The following is a 25,236-nucleotide window of genomic DNA, read 5'->3' on the forward strand; positions in this document are numbered from 1 at the left end:
GCCCTTGCCACTACGGTCGTTCGCTGTAGCGAAGTGTCACCGCGGGAGCGGCGCCGGCGGTACCGCGCCAGGCTCGGGGTCACAGGACGGCGGCACGAGGCCCGCCGCCAACCCCAGTTCCGCGCCGCACCCGACGCACAGCGCGTCATCCCGCCCGACGCACACCGCCTCGCCGTCCGGGCCGACGCAGAGCCCGACGGCGTCGCCCACCCACAGCTCACCGAGTGCGACCCCCAGCGACGCGCCGGGCTCCGGCAACACGGGTTCCGGAGACAACGGTTCCGGAAGCACCGGAACGCCGAGCGAGCCCAGCGAGAGCCCCAGCACGGGGGAGTCGTCGTCTCCGTCCCCGTCCCCGTCCTGCCCGTCGGACACGCCGTCCCCCTCCGCGACGCCCAGCGAGACGCCCGAGCTCACGCCGAGCGGCAGCGCGGACCCGGACGGGGCGGTTTGCCCGTAGGGCAGCATCCGAGCCTCGCCGAGCGGCCACTCGTCAGGCGATGAGCGAGGCGGTCCCCTGGCCGGATTCCAGGGGACCGTCCGCTGGTTCGAGGTCATCGCAGACCATGCGAGCGCCGCCGCCGCGCGGTACGTGTGGGAGAAGGCCGTCGCGGCGCCTGCCTGGGCAGTCCCGGCGGGCGTCGGGTGCGGCGACGCGGGGGCCCCTGCATAGGCTGGCCGTCTCATGCGACGCGCCGCGACAAGGATCAGCCCATGCGCAGCAGCACCAGGATCCGTCTGATAGAGCCCGCCGACGCCGCCCCGATCGCCGCGCATCGGGTGCGGGACGTGGAGGCCTTCCGACCGTGGGAACCGGACCAGCCGGCCGGCTTCTTCACCCCGGAGGGCCAGGCGGAGCGGATCGACAGGCTGCTGGCCGGATACCGGGCCGGCGCGGTCTGGCCGGGCGTGGTGCTCGCCGACGACCAGCTGATCGGGCAGGTCACGGTCGGAGGCATCCTGCCGCAGCCGCACCTGCGCCGCGGCTCCGTCGGATACTGGATCGCCACCGTCGCCCAGAATCAAGGGCACGCCGGGCAAGCCGTCGCGCTGGTACTCCGGGTCATGACGGACGAACTAGGCTTGCACCGCGCCGAGGCGTCCACGAATCTGGAGAATCTGCCGTCGCAGCGGGTGCTGCGACGCAACGCGTTCACCCCGTACGGCGTCGCGCACTCCTCGATCCACCTCGACGGGAGCTGGCGGGACGCGCTGCTGTGGGAGCGGGTTCTGAGCGAGTAACCAGGGGGTGTCTCGAAAGCGGACGTCGGTCTGTTTGCCGGTGGTTGGCCAGTATCGGGTGCATGATCGTGGTCATGTCCGCCGTGCCCTCCCGCCTGTCCGCCGTGACGCTCGGCGCCCGCGATCTACCGCGGCTGCGCCGGTTCCAAAAGGGCCTGGGCTGGGAGGAGCAGGCGTCCAGCGGCCACGGCTGGGCGAGCTTGCCGGTCGCGGCTCGGTGAGTTTCCCTTCGAACCGATCCACCGTCGTGGGGCCCCGGCTCCCTCGGGAATGCACGCGCCGGGTCGGCATGTACGGAGACAAGTTCAGGTCGCGTCCACCCTTTCTGCCTGACCGGTGACCCGGGGGGCGGCCCCGGGTCAGCCTCCTCCGGTCAGTTCCCTGCGGACGACGGCAGGCCCGCCGCCGCGGACAGGTCGTGCTTGAGTGCGGCGAGGCGTTCGTCCGCCGTGGCGCGTGCAGCGGCGAGCCTGGTGCGGGAACCCGTCGGCACGATCACCTCCAGGTAGCACTTGAGCTTGGGCTCCGTGCCGCTGGGGCGGACGACGACGCGGGCCCGGCAGGAGCCGTCGGGGGCCACCAGGGTGTAGCGCAGGCCGTCCGTGGGCGGCAGGGCCGCCGTGCCCTCCGAGAGGTCCTCGGCGGTGCTGACGGGCAGCCCGGCGAGAGTCGCCGGGGGCCGCTCGCGCAGCCGCCGCATGGCGTCGGCGATGACGGCGAGGTCGTCGACGCGCACCGAGAGCTGGTCGGTCGCGTGCAGGCCGTGCTCGACGGCCAGGTCGTCCAGCAGGTCGTCCAGCGTCCTGCCCTCCTCCTTCAGCCCCGAGGCCAGCTCGGCGACCAGCAGCGCCGCGGTGATGCCGTCCTTGTCGCGGACGCCCCCGGGGTCGACGCAGTAACCGAGCGCCTCCTCGTAGCCGTAGCGCAGGCCGGACACCCGCGAGATCCACTTGAAGCCGGTGAGCGTCTCCTCGTGGCGCAGGCCGGCAGCCGCGGCGATCCGGCCGAGCAGCGACGACGAGACGATGGAGGCGGCGAAGGTGTCCCGGGCGCCCCCGGCCCCGGACGCCGCACCGCCGCCCCGCCGGACCAGGTGGGCCGCGAGGAGGGCGCCCACCTCGTCGCCGCGGAGCATGCGCCAGCCGGCCGCGGCGGAGGCGTCGGGCACCGCCACGGCACAGCGGTCCGCGTCGGGGTCGTTGGCGATGATCAGATCGGGGGCGCCGGAACCGTCCGGTCCGGACGCCAGGGAGCGCGCGGTGGCGAAGGCGAGGTCCATCGCGCCGGGCTCCTCCGGGTTGGGGAACGCGACGGTGGGGAAGTCGGGGTCGGGGTCCGCCTGTTCGGCGACCAGCACCGGCGCGGGGAAGCCGGCCCGCTCGAAGGCGGCCAGCAGGGTGTCCCTGCCGACGCCGTGCATCGGCGTGTAGACGACGCGGGCGGTTCGCGGGGAGCCCTCGGCCGGCACGGTGGCAGCCCGGTCCAGGTACGCCTGGAGGACGTCGTCGCCGAGCGCCTGCCACCCGCCGTCCGGGCGCGGCACGTCCGCCAGCGCGCCGACCGCGGCGATCTCGGCCGCGATCTCGCCGTCCACGGGGGGCGCGATCTGGGCGCCGTCGCCCAGGTAGACCTTGTAGCCGTTGTCCCGGGGCGGGTTGTGGCTGGCGGTGACCTCCACCCCGGCGACGGCGCCCAGGTGCCGGATGGCGAACGCGAGGACCGGCGTGGGCAGCGGGCGCGGCAGCACCGCGGCGCGCAGCCCGGCGCCGGTCAGCACGGCCGCGGTGTCACGGGCGAACTCGGCCGACATGTGCCGGGCGTCGTAGCCGACCACGACCAGGCCGCTCGTGCCGTCCGGCTGCCGCGCGATCAGGTAGCGGGCCAGGCCGGCCGCCGCGCGGATCACCACCGCGCGGTTCATCCGCGTCGGGCCCGCGCCCAGCTCGCCGCGGAGCCCGGCGGTGCCGAACTGGAGCGTGCCCGCGAACCGGGCCTCAAGTTCCTTGCGTTCCCCCGCCCGGATCAGCGCGGCCAGCTCGTCACGGGTGGCCGGGTCCGGGTCCTCGGCAAGCCAGGCCTCGGCCCGTGCGATGAGTTCGTCCTGCACCAGTTCTCAGCCTCTCGTTCGTGTCGGTGAGCGTCTCGCGTCTCCGACGAGGTCCGTCCGGCACACGCAGGGTGCCGTACGCGGCGGTTCGGGTCGCGGCCGGGGCGGGCCCGGGGGCCCGGGGGAAGCGCGCAGGGGGGTGGCCTGGGGCGCCCCGGGCGAGGACCCGGCGTGGGGCGGTACCGCGGGCACTGCCCCACGCCGCTGCGCATCGGAAGAGCCGCGAGCCCGGCGGGAGTTGCCGGACTGCTCAGCTCGGCGGATCGCCCCACGGGCCTCAGCCCGGCGGGTTGTCCGACGGGCCTCAGCCTGGCGGGTTGTCCGACGGGCCCCAGCCCGGCGGATCGCCGGGCGGGCCTCAGATGCGGGGCAGCACCTGCGCCAGCAGTTCCCCCATCCGCGCGGCGGCGTCCTGTCCGGCCTGCAGGACCTCCTCGTGGTTCAGGGGCTCCCCGGTCATCCCCGCGGCCAGGTTGGTGACCAGCGAGATGCCCAGCACCTCGACGCCCGCCTCGCGCGCGGCGATCGCTTCGAGTGCGGTCGACATCCCGACCAGATCGGCGCCGATCGCGCGCGCCATCCGCACCTCGGCGGGGGTCTCGTAGTGCGGCCCCGGGAACTGCGCGTACACGCCTTCCGCCAGCGAGGGGTCGACCTCCTTGCAGAGCGCGCGCAGACGCGGGGAGTACAGGTCGGTGAGGTCGACGAAGTTGGCGCCGACGATGGGCGAGGCTGCCGTGAGGTTGAGGTGGTCGCTGATCAGGACCGGCTGGCCCGGGTACATGCCCTCGCGCAGCCCCCCGCACCCGTTCGTCAGGACGACGGTCTTGCAGCCGGACGCCGCGGCGGTCCGCACGCCGTGCGCCACCGACGCGACGCCGCGGCCCTCGTAGTAGTGAGTTCTGCCCAGGAAGACCAGGGCCCGCTTCTCACCGATGCGGTAGGAGCGGACCTTGCCGACGTGCCCCTCGACCGCCGGCGGCGGGAAGCCAGGCAGGTCGGTGACGGCGAACTCGTGCTCGGCGGTGCCGAGTCCGTCGACCGCCGGAGCCCATCCAGAGCCCATCACTAGGGCGACGTCGTGGGTGTCGGCACCGGTCAGACCACGCAGGCGCGTGGCGGCGGCGTCGGCGGCGGCGTGGGGGTCGCCCTGGATGTCGTCTGGGAGAAGAGATGCGTTCACGTGGTTGAGGGTAGCCGGTCGGGGCCTACGCGCGTAGACATCGCAGGGGCCGCTTTCCGGTTCCGGGGCACCGTTGACGCCGGGTAACCCCGGCCCACCTCAGGGGCGCGGGGTGGGGGTACCTCCCACGCCCTCAAGGCAGTGGGGGAGCGACCAGCCACGACGTGACCTGTAGGTCGCCACCGGCCGGGAGGGGCTGGTTCTGTCGTGTCCGGATCACAGGCCCGTGGCCGGTTGCTCGCGCCCGCGCGGCGGAGCCGCATATCGATACAGCCCCGCGCCCCTCGGGGACGGGGGCTGCGCCCCGATCAGGGGTGCACGCGGAGTCTCCCCGCGCCACTCCGAGGGCGGGCGTCCAGGCGGGGGCACCCCGGACATCGGCTGGACGCGGCCTCAGCAGGGCCGCTTCCGCAGCTCCATCACGTAGTCGTACGGCGCCCCCGCCGACTCCGCGGCCTCCGCGATCTCGCCCAGGTAGCGGGCCGAGGGCAGGCCGCCCTCGTAGCCGTTGAGCACGTACGTCCAGGCCGATTCCTCGCCGTCCAGCGTGTGCACGCGGATCCTGGTGCGGCGGTATATGTCGAGCCCGACGCCCTCCCAGCGGTCCATCGAGTCCTCGTCCGGCGGCGCGATGTCGTAGAGCGCCACGAAGACCTGGCACTCCGGGGACTCCACGATGGTGGCCAGCGCTCCCTCCCAGCCCATGTGCTCGCCCCCGAAGGTCATCCGCCAGCCGTTCAGCCAGCCGGTGGCGCGCATCGGTGAGTGCGGAGCGCGGCGGGACATCAGCCGCGCATCGAGGTTGCCCGCGTACGCGGCGTAGAGCGACATAGCGATGAGAGTACGGCAGCGGGGCGACGCGACCGCCGCGCGGGAGATGGGCCGTTCCGGCGAGGCCCCCGCCGGAGGCGGGCGGCACCCGGTCGCATGCGGGACGGCACCCGGTTGCATCAGGGACGGCACCAGGGTGCATCCGGGACGGTACCGGCGGTATGTGAGGCAATACCCGGCCGTTCTCGGGGCGGTACCCGACGGTGTCCAGGGCCGCACCCGACGTTGTCCGTGGCCGGCGTGCGACGGTATCCGGGCGCGGCCTCCGCGGTGGGTCACGGTGCCGTCCGAGGTGAGGCGTGGTGCCGTCCCAGGTGAGGCACGGTGGGCCGCCGGGCGAGGCGTGGTCCGGCCCGCCCGGCGGCCCCTGAGCGAGCCGGCGGAGGGCCCGGGAACGGGCCCCGGGGCGAGACGCGAGGGGGAGTGCGGAACAATGGGGAGCGTGACTCGGATCGTGATCATCGGTGGCGGACCCGGCGGATACGAGGCGGCCCTGGTGGCCGCGCAGCTCGGCGCGGAGGTGACCGTGGTCGACTGCGACGGCCTCGGCGGTGCCTCCGTGCTCACGGACTGCGTGCCCTCGAAGACCCTGATCGCGACCGCCGAGGTGATGACCACCTTCGACTCCTCCTACGAGGAGCTGGGGATCATCGTCGCCGACGACACCCCGCCCATGGAGCAGGCGGCGCGGGTCGTCGGAGTGGACCTCGGCAAGGTCAACCGCCGGGTGAAGCGCCTGGCGCTCGCCCAGTCGCACGACATCGCGGCGGCGGTCACGCGCGCCGGCGCACGCGTCAAGCGCGGGCACGCGCGGCTCGACGGGCAGCAGGCCACCGACGGCTCGCGCCGGGTGGTCGTCCGGGTGGCCGACGGCACGGAGGAGACCCTGCACGCGGACGCCGTGCTGATCGCCACCGGCGGCCACCCCCGCGAGCTGCCGGACGCCCGTCCGGACGGCGAGCGCATCCTGAACTGGACCCAGGTGTACGACCTGGAGGAGCTTCCCCAGGAGCTGATCGTGGTCGGCTCCGGCGTCACCGGCGCCGAGTTCGCCGGCGCGTACCAGGCGCTGGGCTCCCGGGTCACGCTGGTCTCCAGCCGCGACCGCGTGCTGCCCGGTGAGGACCCGGACGCCGCCGCGGTCCTGGAGGACGTCTTCCGGCGCCGCGGCATGAACGTGATGGCCCGCTCCCGCGCGCAGTCCGCCAAGCGGGTGGGCGACCGGGTCGAGGTCACGCTCCAGGACGGCCGGGTGATCTCCGGCACGCACTGCCTGATGGCCGTCGGCGCCGTGCCCAACACCTCGGGGATGGGCCTGGAGGAGTCCGGGGTCCGCCTGGAGGAGTCCGGGCACGTCTGGACCGACAAGGTCTCCCGCACCTCCGCGCCCGGCGTCTACGCCGCGGGCGACGTCACCGGCGTCTTCGCGCTCGCCTCGGTCGCCGCGATGCAGGGCCGGATCGCCATGTACCACTTCCTGGGCGACGCGGTCGCGCCGCTCAACCTGAAGACCGTCTCGTCGAACGTCTTCACCGACCCCGAGATCGCCACGGTCGGCTACACGCAGGCCGACGTCGACGCCGGCCGGATCGACGCCCGGTCCGTCAAGCTCCCGCTGCTGCGCAACCCCCGCGCGAAGATGCAGGGCATCAGGGACGGCTTCGTCAAGATCTTCTGCCGGCCGGGCACGGGCATCGTGGTCGGGGGAGTGGTCGTCGCGCCGCGTGCCTCGGAGCTGATCCACCCGATCTCGCTCGCGGTGGACAACAATCTGACGGTCGAACAGATAGCCAACGCCTTCACCGTCTACCCGTCGCTGTCCGGGTCGATCGCCGAGGTGGCCCGGCAGCTGCACACCCGGAAGACGGGGGACGGCGGCTGACGCCAGGCGTCCACGGCTCGGCCGATTGGCCCACGTGGACCCGGACCGGACCACGCGGAGCACGGAGCCGGTCGGGATCGCCGGGTGGGCCATCGGGCGCCTATAGCCGCCGGCGCTGGGGCCCGGGTGTCGGTGATGTGAATGTGCCGGGTGCTTATACCACTCCGTAGTGCAGGTTGCGAACAACTTCTGTTATTCGGCGGAAACTGCTGAAAGCAGACGGTCGCCGGGTTACTGTCAGTTTCGTGTTCGCTGCAGAACGTCGCCAATTGATTCTTGAAATGGTCCGGGCCAATGGAGCAGTGTCGCTCCGGGAGCTCGCCCGTGTCGTCCAGACCTCCGAAGTGACCGTTCGGCGGGATGTGCGCGCCCTGGAGGCCGAGGGGCTGCTCGACCGCCGGCACGGCGGCGCCGTCCTGCCCGGCGGGTTCACCCGCGAGTCCGGGTTCCCCCAGAAGTCGCATCTGGCCACCGCCGAGAAGACGGCCATCGCCGATCTCGCCGCGGGCCTGGTCGACGAGGGCGAGGCCATCGTGGTGGGCGCCGGCACCACCACCCAGGAGCTGGCCCGCAGACTCGCCCGGGTGCCCGGCCTGACCGTCGTCACCAACTCCCTGCTGGTGGCGCAGGCCCTCGCGCACGCCAACCGCGTCGAGGTCGTGATGACCGGAGGCACCCTTCGCGGTTCCAACTACGCGCTGGTGGGCAGCGGCGCGGAGCAGTCCCTCCAGGGCCTCAGGGTGTCGCGGGCGTTCCTGTCCGGCAGCGGGCTGACCGCCGAGCGCGGCCTGTCCACGTCGAACATGCTCTCCGCGAGCGTCGACCGTGCGCTGGTGCAGGCCGCGGCCGAGGTCGTGGTCCTCGCCGACCACACCAAGCTCGGCACGGACACCATGTTCCAGACCGTGCCGACGGATGTGATCACCCGCCTGGTCACCGACGACCCGCCCCCGCACGACGACCGTGCCGCGACGGAACTCCAGGCGCTGGCCGACCAGGGCGTGCAGATCACCGTCGCGGGCGGCGCCCAGTCCGACCCCTCACCGGCTCCTCCGCCGTCCGCCGCGGCCCGTCCGCCCCGGCGCGACGTCTCCCTGCCCGGCCCGCGCCGCCAGGTGCCGGGCTCCGGCTCTCCGCTGCGCAGCGCTCCGCCCGTCGTCGGCGGGGAGCCGCCGGGCGGCGAGCGGGCACGGGTGGCGGATCTACGGCGCCGCTGACGGCCCGGGGCCGGCCGCGCGAGCGCCGGCCGGCCCCGGGGCCGTGGCCCCCCTCCGCGAGCCCGGACCCTCCCGCCCGAGACGTGCCCTCCATGACGGGCAGAAGGTACAGGCCCCGATCCAGGAGCCAAGGTGCATCGCTGCGCCCTCAGGGGCGCGGGGAACTGCGCGAACAGCCACGACGAACCGGCAGATCGCCACTGCCCGGAGGGGGCGAGGGCCGGGCGGCCACCGGCCGGTGGGCAGGCTGCACGCGCACGGTGTGAAGAGCGCCGCTTACGGCCAAGGTGCATCGCTGCGCCTTCAGGGGCGCGGGGAACTGCGCGAACAGCCACGACGAACCGGCAGATCGCCACTGCCCGGAGGGGGCGAGGGCCGGGCGGCCACCGGCCGGTGGGCAGGCTGCACGCGCACGGTGTGAAGAGCGCCGCTTACGGCCAAGGTGCATCGCTGCGCCCTCAGGGGCGCGGGGAACTGCGCGAACAGCCACGACGAACCGGCAGATCGCCACTGCCCGGAGGGGGCTGGCGAAGGCCGTGGGGCCACACACCGGTGGGCGAGGACCACGCCCCGGGTAGCCGTGCCCGTCAGGGCACCGCTCAGGGCGCCGACGTGGTCAGCCCCCGCAACGTCAGCCCCAGCAGCCGGTCGGCAAGCCCCGGATCATCGGGAGTCTCCTCCGCCGCCAGCGCGATCGCATTGGTGAGCTGGAGGAGATCACCTATGGACACGTCCTGGTGCACCGCACCAGCCTGCTGCGCCCGCACCAGCAGCGCCTGACCGGCCGACCGCATCGGATTGCTGCACCGCCGCAGCGCCGAACTGTCGTCGTGCGAGGCCGACATCAGCGCGTGCGACAGCCCCCGGTACTCGCTCGCGTGCGTGATGATGTCGCGCAGCCAGGCGACCAGCGCCCGGCACGGCTGAGGCGCGTCCAGCAGCGCACGCGAGCGCACCAGCAGATCGGCGACCGCGTCCTCGAAGACGGCGCTCATCAGCGCGTGCCGGTTGGGAAAATGCCGGTACAGCGTGCCGATGCCGACACCCGCACGCCGCGCGACGTCCTCCAGCGGCGTGTCCGTGCCGTGCTCGGCGAACGCGACCCGGGCCGCGGCCAGCAGCCTCTGGTAGTTGCGGCGGGCGTCGGCCCGCTTGGGGCCGTGCCGCCCGAGACCGGAACCGGGCCGGGGACCGGACCCGCTACCGGATCCCGCCGGCCGCCCCGCGGGGGTGCCGGGGGCCGGGGGGATGCGCGCGGTGGCGCCTTGACCGGCGTCCTGCTCGCGGACCTGATTGCTCACGCTGGGGTCCTCATGGGTGGTCGGGGTAGGGGACACGCGCGACGGCACCCGAGGCGGCCCGGAAGCGCCCGCCCGCAGGGGGCATGTGGGCTTCCACGGTAACGGGCGAGCCGGCTCCGCCACGTGGCCATCGCCGAACCCGGCGCGCGGACGCGGGATCCGCCCATGGCCTGCCCCGCAACGGCGCGGGGCCCGGCCGAGCGTGGCTCGGCCGGGCCCCGGCAGCACCTGCGGACCGGGCGGACACCCGATCCCTCCGGTTCAGTCCTTGATCTCGCAGATGATGGCGCCGGAGGTGAGGGAGGCGCCGACTTCGGCGGTGAGGCCCTTGATGGTGCCGGAGCGGTGGGCGTTGAGGGGTTGTTCCATCTTCATGGCTTCGAGGACGACGACGAGGTCGCCTTCCTTGACTTCCTGGCCTTCCTCGACGGCGACCTTGACGATGGTGCCTTGCATGGGGGAGGCGAGGGTGTCGCCGGAGGCGGCGGGTCCGGATTTGCGTACGGCGCGTCGTTTGGGGCGTGCGCCGGCGGCCAGGCCGGTGCGGGCGAGTGTCATGCCCAGGCTGGCGGGTAGCGAGACTTCCAGGCGCTTGCCGCTGACCTCGACGACGACGGTTTCGCGGCCGGTATCCGCCTCGTCGGCGGCCTCGGCGGTGTCCACGGGTGCGGTGAAGGGTTTGATCTCGTTGACGAAGCCGGTCTCGATCCACCGGGTGTGGATGGTGAAGGGGTCGGTGGAGCCGGTGAGTTCGGGGCCGAAGGCGGGGTCGCGGACGACGGCGCGGTGGAAGGGCAGGGCGGTGGCCATGCCTTCGACGCGGAACTCGTCCAGGGCGCGTGCGGCGCGTTGCAGGGCCTGCTGGCGGGTGGCGCCGGTGACGATGAGTTTGGCGAGCAGGGAGTCCCAGGCGGGGCCGATGACGCTGCCGGATTCGACGCCGGCGTCCAGGCGGACGCCGGGGCCGGAGGGCGGGGTGAAGGTGGTGACGGTGCCGGGGGCGGGCAGAAAGCCGCGGCCGGGGTCCTCGCCGTTGATGCGGAATTCGATGGAGTGTCCGCGCATGGGCGGGTCGGTGTAGCCGAGGGGTTCGCCGTCGGCGATGCGGAACATCTCGCGGACCAGGTCGATGCCGGTGACTTCTTCGGTGACGGGGTGTTCGACCTGGAGGCGGGTGTTGACTTCCAGGAAGGAGATGGTGCCGTCGTTGCCGACGAGGAATTCGACGGTGCCGGCGCCGACGTATCCGGCTTCTTTGAGGATGGCTTTGGAGGCGGTGTAGAGCTGGTGGGTCTGCTCCTCGGTGAGGAAGGGTGCCGGTGCCTCTTCCACCAGTTTCTGGTGGCGGCGTTGCAGGGAGCAGTCGCGGGTGGAGACGACGATGACGTTGCCGTGGGTGTCGGCCAGGCATTGGGTTTCGACGTGGCGGGGTTGGTCGAGGTAGCGCTCGACGAAGCATTCGCCGCGGCCGAAGGCGGCGACGGCTTCGCGGACGGCTGATTCGTACAGGTGGGGGACTTCGTCGAGGGTGCGGGCGACTTTCAGGCCGCGGCCGCCGCCGCCGAAGGCGGCTTTGATGGCGATGGGCAGGCCGTGTTCCTTGGCGAAGGCGACGACTTCGTCGGCGCCGGTGACGGGGTCGGGGGTGCCGGCGACCAGGGGTGCGCCGGCGCGTTGGGCGATGTGGCGGGCGGCGACCTTGTCGCCGAGGTCGCGGATGGCGGTGGGGGGTGGGCCGATCCAGGTGAGTCCGGCGTCGAGGACGGCTTGGGCGAATTCGGCGTTCTCGGAGAGGAAGCCGTAGCCGGGGTGGATGGCGTCGGCTTCGGAGTCCTTGGCGGCCTGGAGGACTTTGGTGATGTCCAGGTAGCTGGTGGCGGGGGTGTCGCCCCCCAGGGCGAAGGCCTCGTCGGCGGTGCGGACGTGGACTGCGTCGCGGTCCGGATCGGCGTAGACGGCCACGCTCGTGATCCCCGCGTCCCGGCATGCCCGGGCCACGCGGACCGCGATCTCGCCACGGTTGGCGATCAGCACCTTGCGCACGATGGCTCCCTCCTTGCTCTGTGTTCCGGGGTACACCCCCGGACCCCCGTCACTGGGGTTACTTCCCCCAGACCCCCGGCCCGGTGCACCCGAGCGGGTGGCCGGCGGATCATCGTGCCGAAGACGTCGCTGGAACATCCTGATTTTAGGGACTGCCGACACGGGCTTTCGACCCGCCCCCGTAGGTGAGGTTGCCCACACGGAGCGCGCGGCGCCCGTCCTCCCAGCCACGAAATCCCTTGTCCCGCCTGGTATGGAGGCTCCCAGTAGGGAACTCTAGCCGCCGGACGGGGGCGGGGTCTCTGTGAAAGCGTGCTGCGGCTGATCGGGTTTCTTTGTGGATTCCCTACTACGGCACTCGGGTTTTCTGTCGACGGCGTCCAGCCCAGTGTCCACCCGTGCGGGGGTGGGGTGGGGCACCCTCTGCAGGAAGCTGTCAGGGAAGTCCGCGCCGTCTGCGGTGCGGCGACCCGCGCCCGGGCGTGGCGCAGCGCCGGAGGAGGCATCGCGGGGAGCTGCGGGGCGAGCACCGAGTGATCACCGGGCGATCACCCTGCGATCACCGGGAAAGGGGGGACCCCGGCCTTGCCGGTGGGTGTACCCGTTAGTAGCCTGCGCGGTGTTCTGGGCCTCTCCCTGCCGGCTCTCGGTCCTCGGGAGGTACCCCCCTGATGTGGTGACGGTAGCGAAAGTGGGTGGGCGCCGTGGCACGCAGACCGGTGGCGCTGGTGGCGGCGATCGTGCTCGTTCTGGAGGCGGTCGGCATCGCGTTGCTGAACTGGTTCCTCGGCCTGGTGGTGGACCGCCAGGACATGTCCCTGGCGGGGCTCGCCCCCCACGCGATGACCGTCTCCACCTGGATCGCCGGCGTGGTCGTCGGCCTCTACCTGCTGCTGAACGCCGCCGTCCTGCTGCGCGCCTTCGCCCGCGACCGGGGCCCGACCGGCTTCTGGCGGATCCTGCTGATCAGCGCCGCGGTGGTGCACGGCCTGCTGGGCGCCTTCGCGGTGGGCCTGGTCGGCTGGCTCGCGTTCCTCCTGATGATGGTGGTCCTGGGCCTGCTCGTGCTCACCCTCATCGCCTACGACGAGAACGGCGCGGACCGGCCGTGGCGGCCGGGCTGGCTGAAGCGCCCCGGGTGGCTGAAGAGGTCCGGCGGGGCTACGCCCACAAGTCCGTGATTCCCACGCCCAGTTCGCCGAGCAGCCGGCGCAGCAGCGGCAGGCTGATCCCGATGACGTTGCCGTGGTCGCCCTCGATGCCCTCGATGAACGGCGCCGAGCGGCCGTCCAGCGTGAACGCGCCCGCGACGTTCAGCGGCTCGCCGGAGGCCACGTAGGCCGCGACCTCCGCGTCGGTCGGCTCGCCGAAGTGCACCACCGTGGAGGCCACGGCGGAGGCGTGCCGGCCGCTGCCGGCGTCGTAGACGCAGTGGCCGGTCTGGAGCGTGCCGGTGCGGCCGCGCATCGCCTTCCAGCGGGCCGTCGCCTCCTCGGCGTCCGCGGGCTTGCCGAGTGCCTGCCCGTCCAGGTCCAGCACCGAGTCGCAGCCGACCACCAGGGCGTCGCTCCTGGTCACCTCGGGGCGCGCGGCGACCACGGACGCCTTGGCCTCGGCCAGGGCGAGGGCCAGGTCGGCGGGGGTGGGGGCGGAGACCGCGTCCTCGTCGACCCCGCTGACGATCACGTCGGGGGCCAGGCCCGCCTGGCGGAGCAGGCCGAGCCGGGCCGGGGACTGGGAGGCGAGGACCAGGCGGCGGTGCGGGTTCGTCATGCCGGCCAGCGTATCGGCGCCGGGTGGTCCGGTGCGGGGTACGCCTTCGGCGGACGGCGACCCCTTACGCGGCGAAGCCGCCCGGTTGCCCTCTCGGGGCTCCCGGAACGTTCCGGTGTCCCCGGTTCCCTCCCAGGGGCGCGGGGAACTGCGCGAGCAACCATCCGCCGGCGGGTGGTCCGGAGACGGCAGGGACTGCCCCTTTGGGTCGGGGACGACCTGACGGTGTCGTCGTGGGTGGTCGCTCCCCCACTGCCTTGAGGGCGTGGGAGGTACCCCTACCCGGCGCCCCTGAGGGACCGGGGAGCGCGGAACCTTCCGCGTGCCCTGGAGGTCGGGCAGCGCCCACTCAGGGGCGCGGGGCTGTGTCCGATTTGCGGCCCCGCCGCGTGGGCGCGGGCAACCAGCCACCCACCGGTGGTCCGGACGCGACACGTACTGCCCCTTTCGGCCGGTGGCGACCGGCAGGTCGCGTCGCTTCGCGCCTACTTGAGTACGCGTACTCAGGCGGCCGGCCCGGCCCCCGGCGCAGGATCGGTCGCATGCTGTGGTCAGAGCCGGACGACAAGCCCCCGGAGGAACTGCGTGCCGCGCAGGCCAAGCTCAGGCGGCTCGGCCTGGTGCTGGCGCTCGCCGCGGTGCTGGTGATGATCGCGGTCTGGTGATCCGGCCGGGGCGCGGACGCACGTTGATCGGCGCCCGCTCGGCGCGGGCACACCGGACCGGCACCCGACCGGTGCCGGAGGACGTCACCGGTGCCGGAGGACGTGACCGGGTTACCGGCGGGCCTGCCCGCCCCGCCTCACACGGGCCAGAACGTGCGCCCCCACGCCCGCGGCCCGGGCGCCGGCAGGCGGGTCCTCGCCACGCGTGCCGGGTCCGCCCACGCGGGCCGCGTGCCCTGCGCGCCCGCGGCCGCCGGGCCGCCCGGCCAGGACCCCTCCGGGGCCTGGGCGAGCGCCACCGCGCGGGCCCGTACGACCGCCACCGCGGCGGCCAGCTCCTCCGGGGTCGGATTGCCCCGCACCACCTTGATCACCAATGCCTCCTCGCAGCGGGACGACGACTGGGCGATGCCTCACGCGGCGGGCCCGCGGCGCGCCGGCACCGGGTCGCCGGCACCGGGAGCGCCGCCGCGCTCACAGCGGGATGTTGCCGTGCTTCTTGGGCGGCAGGTTCTCCCGCTTGGTGCGCAGCTGGCGCAGCCCGCGGACGATGTGGCTGCGGGTGTCGGCCGGCATGATCACCGCGTCGATGTAGCCCCGCTCCGCCGCTGTGTACGGGTTGAGCAGCGTGTCCTCGTACTCCTGGACCAGTTTCTCGCGCAGCGCGGGCCGCTCCACCTCGGGGGCGCCGGCGATGCTGCGCCGGTGCAGGATGTTCACCGCGCCCTGCGCGCCCATGACGGCGATCTGCGCGGTAGGCCAGGCCAGGTTCAGGTCCGCGCCCAGGTGCTTGGAGCCCATCACGTCGTACGCGCCGCCGAACGCCTTCCGGGTGATCACCGTGATCAGCGGGACGGTCGCCTCGGCGTAGGCGTAGATCAGCTTGGCGCCGCGACGGATGATGCCGCTGTGCTCCTGCTCCACGCCCGGCAGGAAGCCCGGCACGTCGACGAAGGTCAGCACCGGCACGTTGAACGCGTCGCAGGTGCGCACGAAGCGGGCGGCCTTCTCGCTGGCGTCGATGTCCAGGGTGCCCGCGAACTGCATCGGCTGGTTGGCCACCACGCCCACCGGGTGCCCCTCGACCCGGCCGAAGCCGGTGATGATGTTCGGCGCGAACATCGCCTGCGTCTCGAAGAACTCCGCGTCGTCCACGACGTGCTCGATGACCGTGCGCATGTCGTACGGCTGGCCCGCGCTGTCCGGCACGACCGTGTCCAGCTCGCGGTCCTCGTCGCCGACCGCGAGGCTCGCCTCCTCCGGGTAGGCGGGGGGCTCGCTGAGGTTGTTGGAGGGCAGGTAGGACAGCAGCGACTTGACGTACTCGATGGCGTCCTTCTCGTCGCTCGCCATGTGGTGCGCGACGCCGGAGGCGGTGTTGTGGGTGCGCGCGCCGCCCAGCTCCTCGAAGCCGACGTCCTCGCCGGTCACCGTCTTGATCACGTCGGGGCCCGTGATGAACATGTGCGAGGTCTGGTCCACCATCACCGTGAAGTCGGTGATCGCCGGCGAGTAGACCGCGCCGCCCGCGCACGGGCCGACGACCAGGGAGATCTGCGGGATCACGCCCGAGGCGTGGGTGTTGCGGCGGAAGATCTCGCCGTACATGCCGAGCGCGCTGACGCCCTCCTGGATGCGTGCGCCGCCCGAGTCGTTGATCCCGATCACCGGGCAGCCGGTCTTCAGCGCGAAGTCCATCACCTTGATGATCTTCTGCCCGAACACCTCGCCGAGCGCGCCGCCGAACACCGTGAAGTCCTGCGAGAACACCGCGACCGGGCGGCCGTCGACCGAGCCGTAGCCGGTCACCACGCCGTCGCCGTAGGGGCGGTTCTTCTCCAGGCCGAAGCTGGTCGACCGGTGCTGCGCGAACTCGTCCAGCTCCACGAACGAGCCCTCGTCGAGCAGCATCACGACCCGCTCACGCGCCGTCAGCTTGCCCTTGGCGTGCTGCTTCTCCACGGCGCGCGCCGAGCCCGCGTGCACCGCCTCCTCGATGCGGCGTTGCAGGTCGGCGAGCTTGCCCGCGGTGGTGTGGACGTCGATCCCGGGCTCCGGGGCCGGGTCTGCTGCGGCGACCCCGGCGGCCTGCGCGGGCTCGGGGGAGATCGAACGGGGCTCTTCCGGCTCGGACATCGGCGGTGCGGCTCCCTGCCTGCTGGCGGTACGAGGGCGACGGGACCCTCCGGTTTTTTCGGACATTACTCCGACCGCCGTACACGGCGTGCACGGCACGGTGGATCATGCTGCTACTGACTCGTAGCGTATCGGCGCGGATACGGTTCGGCAGTGCGGCGTTTACCACACCGGAGCGGCGCCGGCGGCCCGCCGAGGTGGCCGGCCTGCACGCTCCTGCCGCCCGCCGGCCCGTACCGGTGGCACCCGGCCGCGGGGCGTACGGCAGGTCCGGGAGAGCCCGGCCGCGGGGCGTACGGCGGGTCCCGGGGAGCCTAGGGTTGGCGGCATGACCCCGCCGGAAGCCCGTGACAGCCGCTGGTCCGACCTGGACCGGCCGCCCCTGAACCCCGCCTCGCTGCGCCGCGCCCTGGTCCGGCCGGGCACCCTGTGGAGCAGCCTGGACGTCCTCGCGTCCATCGGGTCGACCAACACCGACCTGGCCGCCCGCGCGGACGCCCTGGACGAGGGCGCCGTGCTCGTCGCGGAGGAGCAGACGGCGGGCCGGGGCCGTCTCGACCGGCGGTGGAGCGCGCCGCCGCGTTCCGGACTGTTCTTCTCGGTGCTGCTGAAGCCGCACGTGCCCGTCCAGCGGTGGGGCTGGCTGCCGCTGCTCGCCGGCGTCGCGACCGCCACCGCCGTCTCCCGCACCGCGGGCGTCGACACGGCACTCAAATGGCCCAACGACCTCCTCGTCACCGTCGGCGGCACGGAGCGCAAGGCGGGCGGCATCCTCGCGGAGCGCGCCGGCGGCGCGGCCCAGCAGAAGGGCGCCGGCGATGCGGACCGCGCGCGCACCGAGGGCGCGCAGGGCGCCGTGGTGCTCGGCATCGGTCTCAACGTGACGCTGCGCGCCCCTGAGCTCCCGGTGCCCACCGCCGGCTCGCTCGCGCTCGCGGGCGCCACCGCCACCGACCGCGATCCACTGCTGCGCGCCGTCCTGCGCTCCCTGGAGACCTGGTACGAGGCCTGGCAGGACGCCGACGGCGATCCGGCCGTCTCCGGCCTCCAGGAGACCTACGCGGCCGGCTGCGCGACGCTGGGCCGCAGGGTCAGGGCCGAGCTGCCCGGCGACCGCTCGGTGACCGGGGAGGCGGTGGCCCTGGACGGCGACGGGCGTCTGGTGCTCGCCACGGCCGACGGTGTGCAGCAGCCGGTCGGGGCCGGCGACATCGTTCACCTGCGGCCGGCCGGTGAGGACGGGGGGAGCGAAGGGGCGGACGGCGGGGCATGACCGGCGCGCGGCCACCCGGGCGGCGCCTCCCGGCGACCAGGCCCGTCGCGGGGGAGTGAGCCAGCCCACACCTGCCGTACTGTGTGTTCCCGGGACCGCGACACCTGCCGCGCCGCACGCCGCCGGTGTCACCGCCCCCGGCACCCCGGCCGGAAAGAGCAGGTCGGACCATGGGTCCGGCCAGCTCGCTGAGCGATGGCTCAGTAGAGTTGGGGCCGGTCGAAACCTGACCGCGGCAGATCGGAAGGGCAACAGGCGTGACCGTCGACGACCCTGGCTCCGGCACGGGCACACCCCGCACCCCCGGTGAGTCCGGCCCCGGCGAGGAGCCGGGCACCGCCTCCCGTCACGAGCCCGCAGAACCCGCCCAGGAGCCCGAGCCCGAGGAACCCCTCCGGGAGCCCGGAGGATCCGGCCAGGACTCCGAGGAACACCGGGAACGCGGAGAATCCGGCCGGCAGGACGGGCAGGACGATGCCCGAGACCCCGAGGACTCCCATCGGGTCCCCGAGGCGGCTGAGGACTCCCAGCGGGCCTCCGAGGCGGCTGAGGACTCCCAGCGGGCCTCCGAGGCGGCTGAGGAGCCCGAGGCGCCGGCGGCGCCCGCGTCGGACGCGTCTTCGGGTGGGTCTTCGGGTGGGTCCTCGGGCGGATCTTCAGACGGGTCCTCGGGCGGGTCTCACCGGGAGCCCGACGCCTCCTGGCCGGGGGGCGGCCAGGAGGTGGAGCCCGCCGCCGACCGCGTGGACCGTCCCGAGGACGACGACGAGGAGCAGGCCGGCGACCCGCTCGCCCTCCGCCTGGAGCAGCTGATCCTCGGCGCCGAGCGCCGCTACACGCCCTTCCAGGCGGCGCGCAGCGCGGGCGTCTCCATGGAGCTGGCCTCCCGGTTCTGGCGTGCCATGGGCTTCGCCGACATCGGCCAGGCCAAGGCCCTCACGGAGGCCGACGTGCTGGCGCTGCGGCGGCTCGCAGGCCTCGTCGAGGCGGGGCTGCTGAGCGAGGCCATGGCGGTCCAGGTGGCCCGCTCCACCGGCCAGACCACCGCCCGCCTCGCCGAGTGGCAGATCGACTCGTTCCTGGAGGGCCTGACGGAGCCCCCGGAGCCGGGCATGACCCGTACCGAGGTCACGTATCCGCTGGTCGAGCTGTTGCTGCCGGAGCTGGAGGAGTTCCTGGTGTACGTCTGGCGGCGGCAGCTCGCCGCCGCCACGGGCCGGGTCGTGCAGGCCGCGGACGACGAGGAGATGGTCGACCGTCGGCTCGCCGTCGGCTTCGCGGACCTCGTCGGCTTCACCAGGCTCACCCGCCGGATGGAGGAGGAGGAACTCGGCGAGCTGGTCGAGGCCTTCGAGACCACCGCGGCCGACCTGGTGGCCGCCCACGGCGGCCGGCTGATCAAGACCCTTGGCGACGAGGTGCTGTTCGCGGCGGACGACCCCGCGATCGCGGCGGAGATCGCGCTGCGCCTCATAGAAACCATGGCCAACGACGAGACGATGCCCGAGCTGCGCGTCGGCATCGCCTTCGGCACGGTCACCACCCGGATGGGCGATGTCTTCGGGACCACCGTGAACCTGGCCAGCCGGCTCACCTCGATAGCGCCGCGGGACTCGGTCCTCGTGGACGGCGCGCTCGCGCAGGAACTCACCCGGACGGGGGCGGCGCCGGCGTCCGAGGCGGATGCCGCGCAGGCTCTGGCCGCGGCGGAGAAGGAGGGCGAGGAGCCGCCCGCCTATCGGTTCGCCCTGCAGCCGATGTGGCAGCGGCCGGTGCGGGGGTTGGGCGTGGTGGAGCCGTGGTTGCTCACCCGCAGGTAGCTGCCGCGGGCACGGCGCTCCGGGTTCGCTGACGTCTGCGGCCGGTGCGGGTTCGCCGTTTTTTGCGCAGTTCCCCGCGCCCCTCGTCAGGAGCCTGCCCCATGCGGTTTCGTCGCCGGCTGCGGGCCGGGGCCGCTTTCTGCGCAGTTCCCCGCGCCCCTTGTCAGTCCCTGCCCCTTGCGGTTTCGTCGCCGGCTGCAGCTCGGTGGTCGCTTCTCGCGCAGTTCCCCGCGCCCCTATTCAGGGCGCCGTGCGTGCCGGTGAGGCTGCGCCACGAAGGGGCGCGGGGAACTGCGCGACCAGCCACGACGCAGACGCAGACCTTAGAACGGCCCAAGGGGGCAGGGCGCTGAAGGGGCGCGGGGAACTGCGCAGAAAAATGACCACTCCGCCGCAGACAAGCAGCCCACCGCAAGGGGCAGGCCCTGACAAGGGGCGCGGGGAACTGCGCGAAAGACGGCGGACCCGCACTCGCCGCCAACGTCAGCGCACCCGAGCGGCGTGCCCGTGGCACCGCTGTGCGCGTACGGTTCGGGGGCGTTGGACCTTGGTTGCCGGTGAGGAGAGCGTATGAGCGCCACGAGCAGTTACCACGACGTCGTCCGTGTCCGGCGTCACGAGCACGTCGCCGAGCTGGTGCTGGACCGGCCGAAGGCGATGAACGCCGTCTCCACGGACATGGCCCGCGCGATCACCGCGGCCTGCACGGACCTCGCCGCCGACCGCGACGTCAGGGCCGTCGTCCTCGCCTCCACGCACGAGCGGGCGTTCTGCGTCGGCGCGGACCTGAAGGAGCGCAACTCCCTGACCGACGCCGAACTGGTCCGCCAGCGCCCGGTGGCCCGCGCCGCCTACACCGGCGTGCTGGACCTGCCCGTGCCCACCATCGCCGCGGTGCACGGCTACGCGCTGGGCGGCGGCTTCGAGCTGGCCCTCTCGTGCGACCTGATCGTGGCCGACCCCACCGCGGTGGTGGGCCTTCCGGAGGTGTCCGTCGGCGTGATCCCGGGCGGGGGCGGCACGCAGCTCCTGCCGCGCCGCGTCGGTGCGGCGCGCGCCGCCGAGCTGATCTTCTCGGCACGCCGCGTGGAGGCCGAGGAGGCCCACCGGATGGGCCTCGTGGACCGGCTGGCCGCCCAGGGCGCGGACCGCGAGGAGGCGCTGGAGCTCGCCGCGCGGATCGCCGGCCACTCCCCCGTGGGACTGCGCGCCGCCAAGCGTGCCCTGCGCCTCGGGCACGGGCTCGACCTGCGGGCCGGCCTGGAGGTCGAGGACGCGGCCTGGCGGTCGGTGGCGTTCTCCGGGGACCGCGCGGAGGGCGTGGCCGCCTTCAACGAGAAGCGCACCCCGCAGTGGCCGGGGGAGTAGGCGGCGGGAGCGGCCCTTGAGGTTCGGCCTTCGAGGTCGGGCGGTGGAACCTGATCGCCGTATCGATATCTCAAAACGTGGCAAACCTTCATAGCCTGGGACGATGGCTGAGGAAGCGCGGCTGCGGGCCGTGGTGGAGCTGGCCCGGGGCATGGCGGCCGTCCACACTCCGCGGGAGACCTGGAGCGCCGCCGCCGAGGGCGCCCGGCGGGCACTGAGCGGCAGCTTCGCCGCGCTGTCCGTCTGGGAGCGCGATCTTGGCCGTCTCCGGGTGCTGGTGAACACCGGCGAGCGCGCGCCGAGGGAGGAGGAGTTCCCCGAGGCCGAGGCGTATCCGGTCCACCAGTTCCCGGAGATCACCGAGCTGCTGCACGAGCGCTGGGCGGGCAACGGCGAGCCGCGCGCCTGGGTGGCGGTCGCGAACGGCGCGAACGGCGCGGAGAGCGCCGTAGGGGCGCCAGGGCCCGTGGAGAGCGTTACCGGGGCGAAGGGGCCGGAGGGATCCGGTGAGCGTTCCACGGAGGCGCCGGGGCCCGCGGAGGGCCGCGTGCGGGCCGGTGGGCCCGCCGGGGTGCCGGGCGGGAGCTGGGGCCGGGTGGCCGCGCTCCGCCGCCGGGGCCGCGGCTGCTGCGTCGTCGCGCCGATCGTGCTGCACGGGCGGGCCTGGGGCGAGCTGTACGTGGCCCGGCCCGCCGGGGCTCCGCCGTTCGACCGTTTCGACGCGGACTTCGCCACCGTGCTGGCCAGCGTGGTCGCGGCCGGGCTCGCGCAGACCGAGCAGCTTGAGGAGGCGCGCAGGCTCGCCTTCACCGACGCGCTCACCGGCCTGGCCAACCGCCGCGCCGTCGACATACGCCTCGACGAGGCCATCGAGAGCCACCGCACCGCCGGCGCCGTGGTCAGCCTCGTCGTCTGCGACCTGAACGGCCTCAAGCAGGTCAACGACACCCAGGGCCACGCGGTCGGCGACCGGCTGCTGGAGCGCTTCGGCTCGGTGCTCTCGCTGTGCGGCGCGATGCTGCCGGGCACGCTCGCGGCCCGGCTCGGCGGGGACGAGTTCTGCCTGCTTGCGGTGGGGCCGTCCTCGGACGACGTGGTGCGCGTCGCGGGGGAGCTGTGCCGCCGCGCCGCCCAGCTCAGGCTCGGCGAGGGCGTGGCGTGCGGGGTGGCGTCCACGGGCGATCCGATCGGGCCGCTGCGCTCGTCGCGCCGGCTGTTCCGGCTGGCCGACGCCGCCCAGTACCGCGCCAAGGCGGCCCGTGCCACGGGCCCCGTCGTCGCAGGGCGCGAGGGCCCCGACGACCCCGTGGTCCGCCTCGCCGACGCCCCCGCACCCCCGCCGGGCGAGCGCCGCAGGATCCGCGGCCGCGGGTCACCGGGGGAAACGGGGCGGGGCTGAGCCCGGCCGGCCCGGCGACCGCCGGACGGATCAGACGAACTCCACCTGCCGCTCCAGCACGGCCGAGTGGACGCCGACCGACGTGTCCCGCATGTACGCCTTCCGCATCCCGCTCGCCTTGCGGTACACGTCCGTGTCGAGCGCGTCCCGCATCGCCGCCTCGGAGTCGAAGCTGATCCGGACGATGGCGTCGACGGGCTCCTCCGCGCCGTCCTGGGCGAGGTCGGACACGTAGTACTGCACGTACTCCCGCACCTCGGGGAGGGCGGCGTTGACCGGGCCGTACTCCGTCTCCATGAAGCGGCGGAAGTCCTCCGTGGAGACCTCGGGCCGCTTGCGGACCACTGTGATCACCGTGTGCATCTCGTCCCATCCTTGCCGAAGACCCTGCCGGTTCCCCGCCGGACACCTGGCGGGTCCTCCGCCGGGCAGCCAGCCGGACACCTTTGCTGAACACCTTTGCTGAACACCTGTTCAACTCGACCGTACCATGAACGGGTGTTCAATGGACGGGTGACGAATCCTGCGACCGGCTCCACCGGCTCCACCGGCTCCACCGGCTCCACCGGCGCCAGGGGCGGCAAACGCACCGGCCACAGCAAGGACGGCCGGGACCTGCGCGCCGAGCTCGTCTCGGCCGCCGTGGCGATGCTGGCGCAGCCGCAGGCGGTGGCCGTCCCGTCGCTGCGCTCGATCGCCCGGGCCTGCGGGGTGGCGCCCTCGGCGGTCTACTGGCACTTCCCGTCCGAGGCGGAGCTGCGGTCCGCCGTGCTCGACGCCGAGTACACCTCGCTGATCGAGTCCGTCGAGGCGGCGCTCGCCGCGGCGGGGGAGGGCGCCGATCCGCTGGTGGCCGCCGGCGACGCCTACATCGCCTGGGCGCTGGACCACCCCGGCGCCTATCAGCTGCTCTTCGAGAGCGGTGACGAGCTCCCGGCCACCAGGGCCGAGCACGGCCCGCGCCTCCAGCGGCGCATCGTGGACCTCGCCCGGCGCGTCGACCCGCAGGCGCCCTTCGGCGCGGCGCTCCTGCTCTGGTCGGCCTGGCACGGCATCGTCTCCCTGCGCCTGCACAAGACCGAGTGGGACTGGGGGATGACGGCGCAGCAGGCCAACCACCGGCTCGTCTCCGCCCTGACGGGGCGTCCGGTTCCGGTGGTCGGCGACTGACGGACCGCCCGGTTCCGGTGGACGGCGACTGAAGGCGCCGATGCACGCGCCGATACGGGCGCCGGTGCGGGCGCCGATCCGGGGCCGCCGACGACTCTCGCCGCTGCGTGACGTCGACCGGACTCCCGCCCCGCGGCGCGGAGATGTAAGGACCCGTACCTGGCCCCGCCCGTGACACTGATTGATTCAGTGCGTAGTCTCCTGAATATGACTATGCATACCGTGGTGGTGGAACCCGCCGGGACCCGTGCCGAGGACGTCCTGGCCGTCGCCCGGGGCGGCGCCGGAGTAGAGCTGTCGGCCGCGGCGCTCGCCGCGCTGGCCGGCGCCCGCGAGGTCATCGACGCGCTCGCCGCGAAGCCCGATCCGGTGTACGGCGTGTCGACGGGCTTCGGCGCCCTGGCCACCCGCCACATCGGCCCGAGCCTGCGCGCGGCGCTGCAGCGCAACATCGTCCGCTCGCACGCGGCCGGCATGGGCCCGCGCGTGGAGCGCGAGGTGGTCAGGGCGCTGATGTTCCTGCGCCTGAAGACGCTCTGCTCCGGCCACACCGGCGCCCGGCCCGAGGTCGCGCAGGCCATGGCCGACGTGCTGAACGCCGGCATCACCCCCGTGGTCCACGAGTACGGCTCCCTCGGCTGCTCCGGCGACCTCGCGCCGCTCAGCCACTGCGCCCTCACGCTGATGGGGGAGGGCGACGCGGAGGGACCCGACGGCGCGGTGCGTCCCGCGGCCGAGCTGCTGGCCGAGCACGGCATCAGCCCCGTCGAGCTGCGCGAGAAGGAGGGCCTGGCCCTGCTGAACGGCACGGACGGCATGCTCGGCATGCTGCTCATGGCCCTCGACGACCTGGAGACCCTCTACAAGTCCGCCGACATCACCGCCGCCCTCAGCCTGGAGGCGCTGCTCGGCACCGAGAAGGTCCTCGCGCCCGAGCTGCACGCCATCCGCCCGCACCCGGGGCAGGGCGCCGCCGCGGCCAACATGCTCGCCGTGCTCGCCGGGTCCGGCCTCACCGGGCACCACATGGGGGACGCGCCGCGGGTGCAGGACGCGTACTCCGTGCGGTGCGCCCCGCAGGTCGCGGGCGCGGGCCGCGACACCCTCGCGCACGCCCGGCTGGTGGCGGGCCGCGAGCTGGCCGCGGCCGTCGACAATCCCGTGGTACTGGACGGCGGCCGGGTCGAGTCCAACGGGAACTTCCACGGCGCCCCGGTCGGCTACGTCCTGGACTTCCTCGCCGTCGCCGCCGCCGACCTCGCCTCCATCGCCGAGCGCCGCACCGACCGGCTGCTCGACAAGAACCGCTCCCACGGCCTGCCCGCGTTCCTCGCCGACGACCCCGGCGTGGACTCCGGGCTGATGATCGCCCAGTACACGCAGGCGGCGCTGGTCAGCGAGATGAAGCGGCTGGCCGTGCCGGCGTCCGTGGACTCCATCCCGTCGTCCGCGCTGCAGGAGGACCACGTCTCCATGGGGTGGTCCGCCGCGCGGAAGCTGCGCACGGCGGTGGGCAACCTCGCGCGCGTGCTGGCGATCGAGATGTACGCGGCGACCCGTGCGGTGGAACTCCGCAAGGGGCTGCGGCCCGCCCCCGCCAGCCAGGCCGTGATCGACGCGGTGCGGGAGGCGGGTATCGAGGGCCCCGGGCCCGACCGGTTCCTCGCGCCCGACCTCGCGGCGGCGGAGGAGTTCGTACGGGTCGGCGCGCTGGTCGACGCGGTGGAGGCGGTGACGGGGCCGCTGGCGTAGCGACCGTTCCGGGCGGGGCCCGGCCGGGAGCGGAGAGCCCGGTCCGGAGCCGGACCCGGGGCCCTTCGCCCGCC

General features: G+C 73.8%; 22 protein-coding genes. 12 read left to right on the forward strand and 10 right to left on the reverse strand.

The window, feature by feature from the left end; translation table 11 throughout:
* Nucleotides 1-36: 36 nt before the first annotated feature.
* Nucleotides 37-558 carry a hypothetical protein gene (locus Sm713_RS04095; protein WP_212908309.1) on the reverse strand — a complete coding sequence of 174 codons (522 nt, stop codon included), beginning with the start codon at nt 556-558 and terminating at the stop codon, nt 37-39.
* A 156-nt stretch (nt 559-714) separates the two neighbouring features.
* On the opposite strand from Sm713_RS04095, the gene Sm713_RS04100 reads away from it, so the two are divergent.
* Nucleotides 715-1,242: a GNAT family N-acetyltransferase gene (locus Sm713_RS04100; RefSeq protein ID WP_212908310.1), complete on the forward strand. Its 528-nt coding sequence runs from the start codon at nt 715-717 to the stop codon at nt 1,240-1,242.
* Nucleotides 1,243-1,316: 74 nt separating this feature from the next.
* Nucleotides 1,317-1,463: a hypothetical protein gene (locus Sm713_RS04105; RefSeq protein ID WP_212908311.1), complete on the forward strand. Its 147-nt coding sequence runs from the start codon at nt 1,317-1,319 to the stop codon at nt 1,461-1,463.
* Nucleotides 1,464-1,615: 152 nt separating this feature from the next.
* Here the strand turns inward: Sm713_RS04105 and Sm713_RS04110 are convergent, their stop codons facing one another.
* From Sm713_RS04110 to Sm713_RS04120, 3 genes are all read right to left on the reverse strand, one after another.
* Entirely contained in the window at nt 1,616-3,349 is a 1,734-nt protein-coding gene (locus Sm713_RS04110; protein ID WP_212908312.1) for a phospho-sugar mutase, read from the reverse strand.
* A 358-nt stretch (nt 3,350-3,707) separates the two neighbouring features.
* Nucleotides 3,708-4,532, reverse strand: a complete 825-nt coding sequence (locus Sm713_RS04115; RefSeq protein ID WP_212908313.1) for a purine-nucleoside phosphorylase — start codon at nt 4,530-4,532, stop codon at nt 3,708-3,710.
* A 393-nt stretch (nt 4,533-4,925) separates the two neighbouring features.
* A complete protein-coding gene (locus tag Sm713_RS04120; protein ID WP_212908314.1) occupies nt 4,926-5,363 on the reverse strand; it encodes a gamma-glutamylcyclotransferase in 438 nt (145 codons plus the stop codon).
* Between the two features lie 433 nt (nt 5,364-5,796).
* Here Sm713_RS04120 and Sm713_RS04125 point away from each other — a divergent pair, with 433 nt between their 5' ends.
* Together Sm713_RS04125 and Sm713_RS04130 are read left to right on the forward strand one after the other, a co-directional pair.
* Nucleotides 5,797-7,245, forward strand: a complete 1,449-nt coding sequence (locus Sm713_RS04125) for an NAD(P)H-quinone dehydrogenase (protein ID WP_212908315.1) — start codon at nt 5,797-5,799, stop codon at nt 7,243-7,245.
* 245 nt (nt 7,246-7,490) lie between these two features.
* Nucleotides 7,491-8,462: a DeoR/GlpR family DNA-binding transcription regulator gene (locus Sm713_RS04130; protein ID WP_212908316.1), complete on the forward strand. Its 972-nt coding sequence runs from the start codon at nt 7,491-7,493 to the stop codon at nt 8,460-8,462.
* 599 nt (nt 8,463-9,061) lie between these two features.
* On the opposite strand, the gene Sm713_RS04135 is transcribed toward Sm713_RS04130, so the two are convergent.
* Both Sm713_RS04135 and Sm713_RS04140 read right to left on the reverse strand, forming a co-directional pair.
* Complete coding sequence (locus tag Sm713_RS04135) at nt 9,062-9,583, reverse strand: TetR/AcrR family transcriptional regulator (RefSeq protein WP_249416511.1); 522 nt, start codon at nt 9,581-9,583, stop codon at nt 9,062-9,064.
* A 441-nt stretch (nt 9,584-10,024) separates the two neighbouring features.
* On the reverse strand, nt 10,025-11,806 hold the full coding sequence (locus Sm713_RS04140) for a biotin carboxylase N-terminal domain-containing protein (protein WP_212908317.1): 1,782 nt from the start codon (nt 11,804-11,806) through the stop codon (nt 10,025-10,027).
* Between the two features lie 695 nt (nt 11,807-12,501).
* Between Sm713_RS04140 and Sm713_RS04145 the strand changes: the two genes are divergently transcribed.
* On the forward strand, nt 12,502-12,987 hold the full coding sequence (locus Sm713_RS04145; protein WP_249416073.1) for a hypothetical protein: 486 nt from the start codon (nt 12,502-12,504) through the stop codon (nt 12,985-12,987).
* On the opposite strand, the gene Sm713_RS04150 is transcribed toward Sm713_RS04145, so the two are convergent.
* Nucleotides 12,968-13,579: a nucleoside triphosphate pyrophosphatase gene (locus tag Sm713_RS04150; RefSeq protein WP_212908318.1), complete on the reverse strand. Its 612-nt coding sequence runs from the start codon at nt 13,577-13,579 to the stop codon at nt 12,968-12,970. The genes Sm713_RS04145 and Sm713_RS04150 overlap by 20 nt on opposite strands.
* A 542-nt stretch (nt 13,580-14,121) precedes the next feature.
* On the opposite strand from Sm713_RS04150, the gene mmpB reads away from it, so the two are divergent.
* The gene (gene mmpB / locus Sm713_RS41145; RefSeq protein WP_283249757.1) at nt 14,122-14,244 is read left to right on the forward strand and encodes a morphogenic membrane protein MmpB; all 123 of its coding nucleotides are present in this window, start codon (nt 14,122-14,124) and stop codon (nt 14,242-14,244) included.
* 137 nt (nt 14,245-14,381) lie between these two features.
* On the opposite strand, the gene Sm713_RS04155 is transcribed toward mmpB, so the two are convergent.
* On the reverse strand, nt 14,382-14,621 hold the full coding sequence (locus Sm713_RS04155) for an acyl-CoA carboxylase epsilon subunit (RefSeq protein WP_212908319.1): 240 nt from the start codon (nt 14,619-14,621) through the stop codon (nt 14,382-14,384).
* A 97-nt stretch (nt 14,622-14,718) separates the two neighbouring features.
* Nucleotides 14,719-16,380, reverse strand: coding sequence for an acyl-CoA carboxylase subunit beta (locus Sm713_RS04160; RefSeq protein ID WP_249416074.1), 1,662 nt, complete (start codon nt 16,378-16,380; stop codon nt 14,719-14,721).
* A gap of 328 nt (nt 16,381-16,708) precedes the next feature.
* On the opposite strand from Sm713_RS04160, the gene Sm713_RS04165 reads away from it, so the two are divergent.
* The 4 genes from Sm713_RS04165 (at nt 16,709) to Sm713_RS04180 (ending at nt 22,240) form a co-directional block, all read left to right on the forward strand.
* Nucleotides 16,709-17,653 (forward strand): biotin--[acetyl-CoA-carboxylase] ligase, encoded by a 945-nt coding sequence (locus Sm713_RS04165; protein ID WP_212908320.1) that lies wholly within the window; start codon nt 16,709-16,711, stop codon nt 17,651-17,653.
* Nucleotides 17,654-18,375: 722 nt separating this feature from the next.
* Nucleotides 18,376-19,473 (forward strand): adenylate/guanylate cyclase domain-containing protein, encoded by a 1,098-nt coding sequence (locus Sm713_RS04170; RefSeq protein ID WP_249416512.1) that lies wholly within the window; start codon nt 18,376-18,378, stop codon nt 19,471-19,473.
* A gap of 570 nt (nt 19,474-20,043) precedes the next feature.
* Entirely contained in the window at nt 20,044-20,841 is a 798-nt protein-coding gene (locus tag Sm713_RS04175) for an enoyl-CoA hydratase/isomerase family protein (protein WP_212908321.1), read from the forward strand.
* A 103-nt stretch (nt 20,842-20,944) separates the two neighbouring features.
* The gene (locus Sm713_RS04180) at nt 20,945-22,240 is read left to right on the forward strand and encodes a diguanylate cyclase domain-containing protein (RefSeq protein WP_212908322.1); all 1,296 of its coding nucleotides are present in this window, start codon (nt 20,945-20,947) and stop codon (nt 22,238-22,240) included.
* A 30-nt stretch (nt 22,241-22,270) separates the two neighbouring features.
* Here Sm713_RS04180 and Sm713_RS04185 read toward each other — a convergent pair whose 3' ends face one another.
* Nucleotides 22,271-22,603, reverse strand: a complete 333-nt coding sequence (locus Sm713_RS04185) for an EthD domain-containing protein (RefSeq protein ID WP_212908323.1) — start codon at nt 22,601-22,603, stop codon at nt 22,271-22,273.
* A gap of 150 nt (nt 22,604-22,753) precedes the next feature.
* Between Sm713_RS04185 and Sm713_RS04190 the strand changes: the two genes are divergently transcribed.
* Together Sm713_RS04190 and hutH are read left to right on the forward strand one after the other, a co-directional pair.
* Nucleotides 22,754-23,410 (forward strand): TetR/AcrR family transcriptional regulator, encoded by a 657-nt coding sequence (locus Sm713_RS04190; protein ID WP_212908324.1) that lies wholly within the window; start codon nt 22,754-22,756, stop codon nt 23,408-23,410.
* A gap of 213 nt (nt 23,411-23,623) precedes the next feature.
* Nucleotides 23,624-25,162, forward strand: coding sequence for a histidine ammonia-lyase (gene hutH, locus Sm713_RS04195; protein ID WP_212911771.1), 1,539 nt, complete (start codon nt 23,624-23,626; stop codon nt 25,160-25,162).
* Nucleotides 25,163-25,236 lie beyond the last annotated feature (74 nt).

This window comes from Streptomyces sp. TS71-3 (assembly GCF_018327685.1).
In the GTDB taxonomy this organism is placed as follows: Bacteria; Actinomycetota; Actinomycetes; order Streptomycetales; family Streptomycetaceae; genus Streptomyces.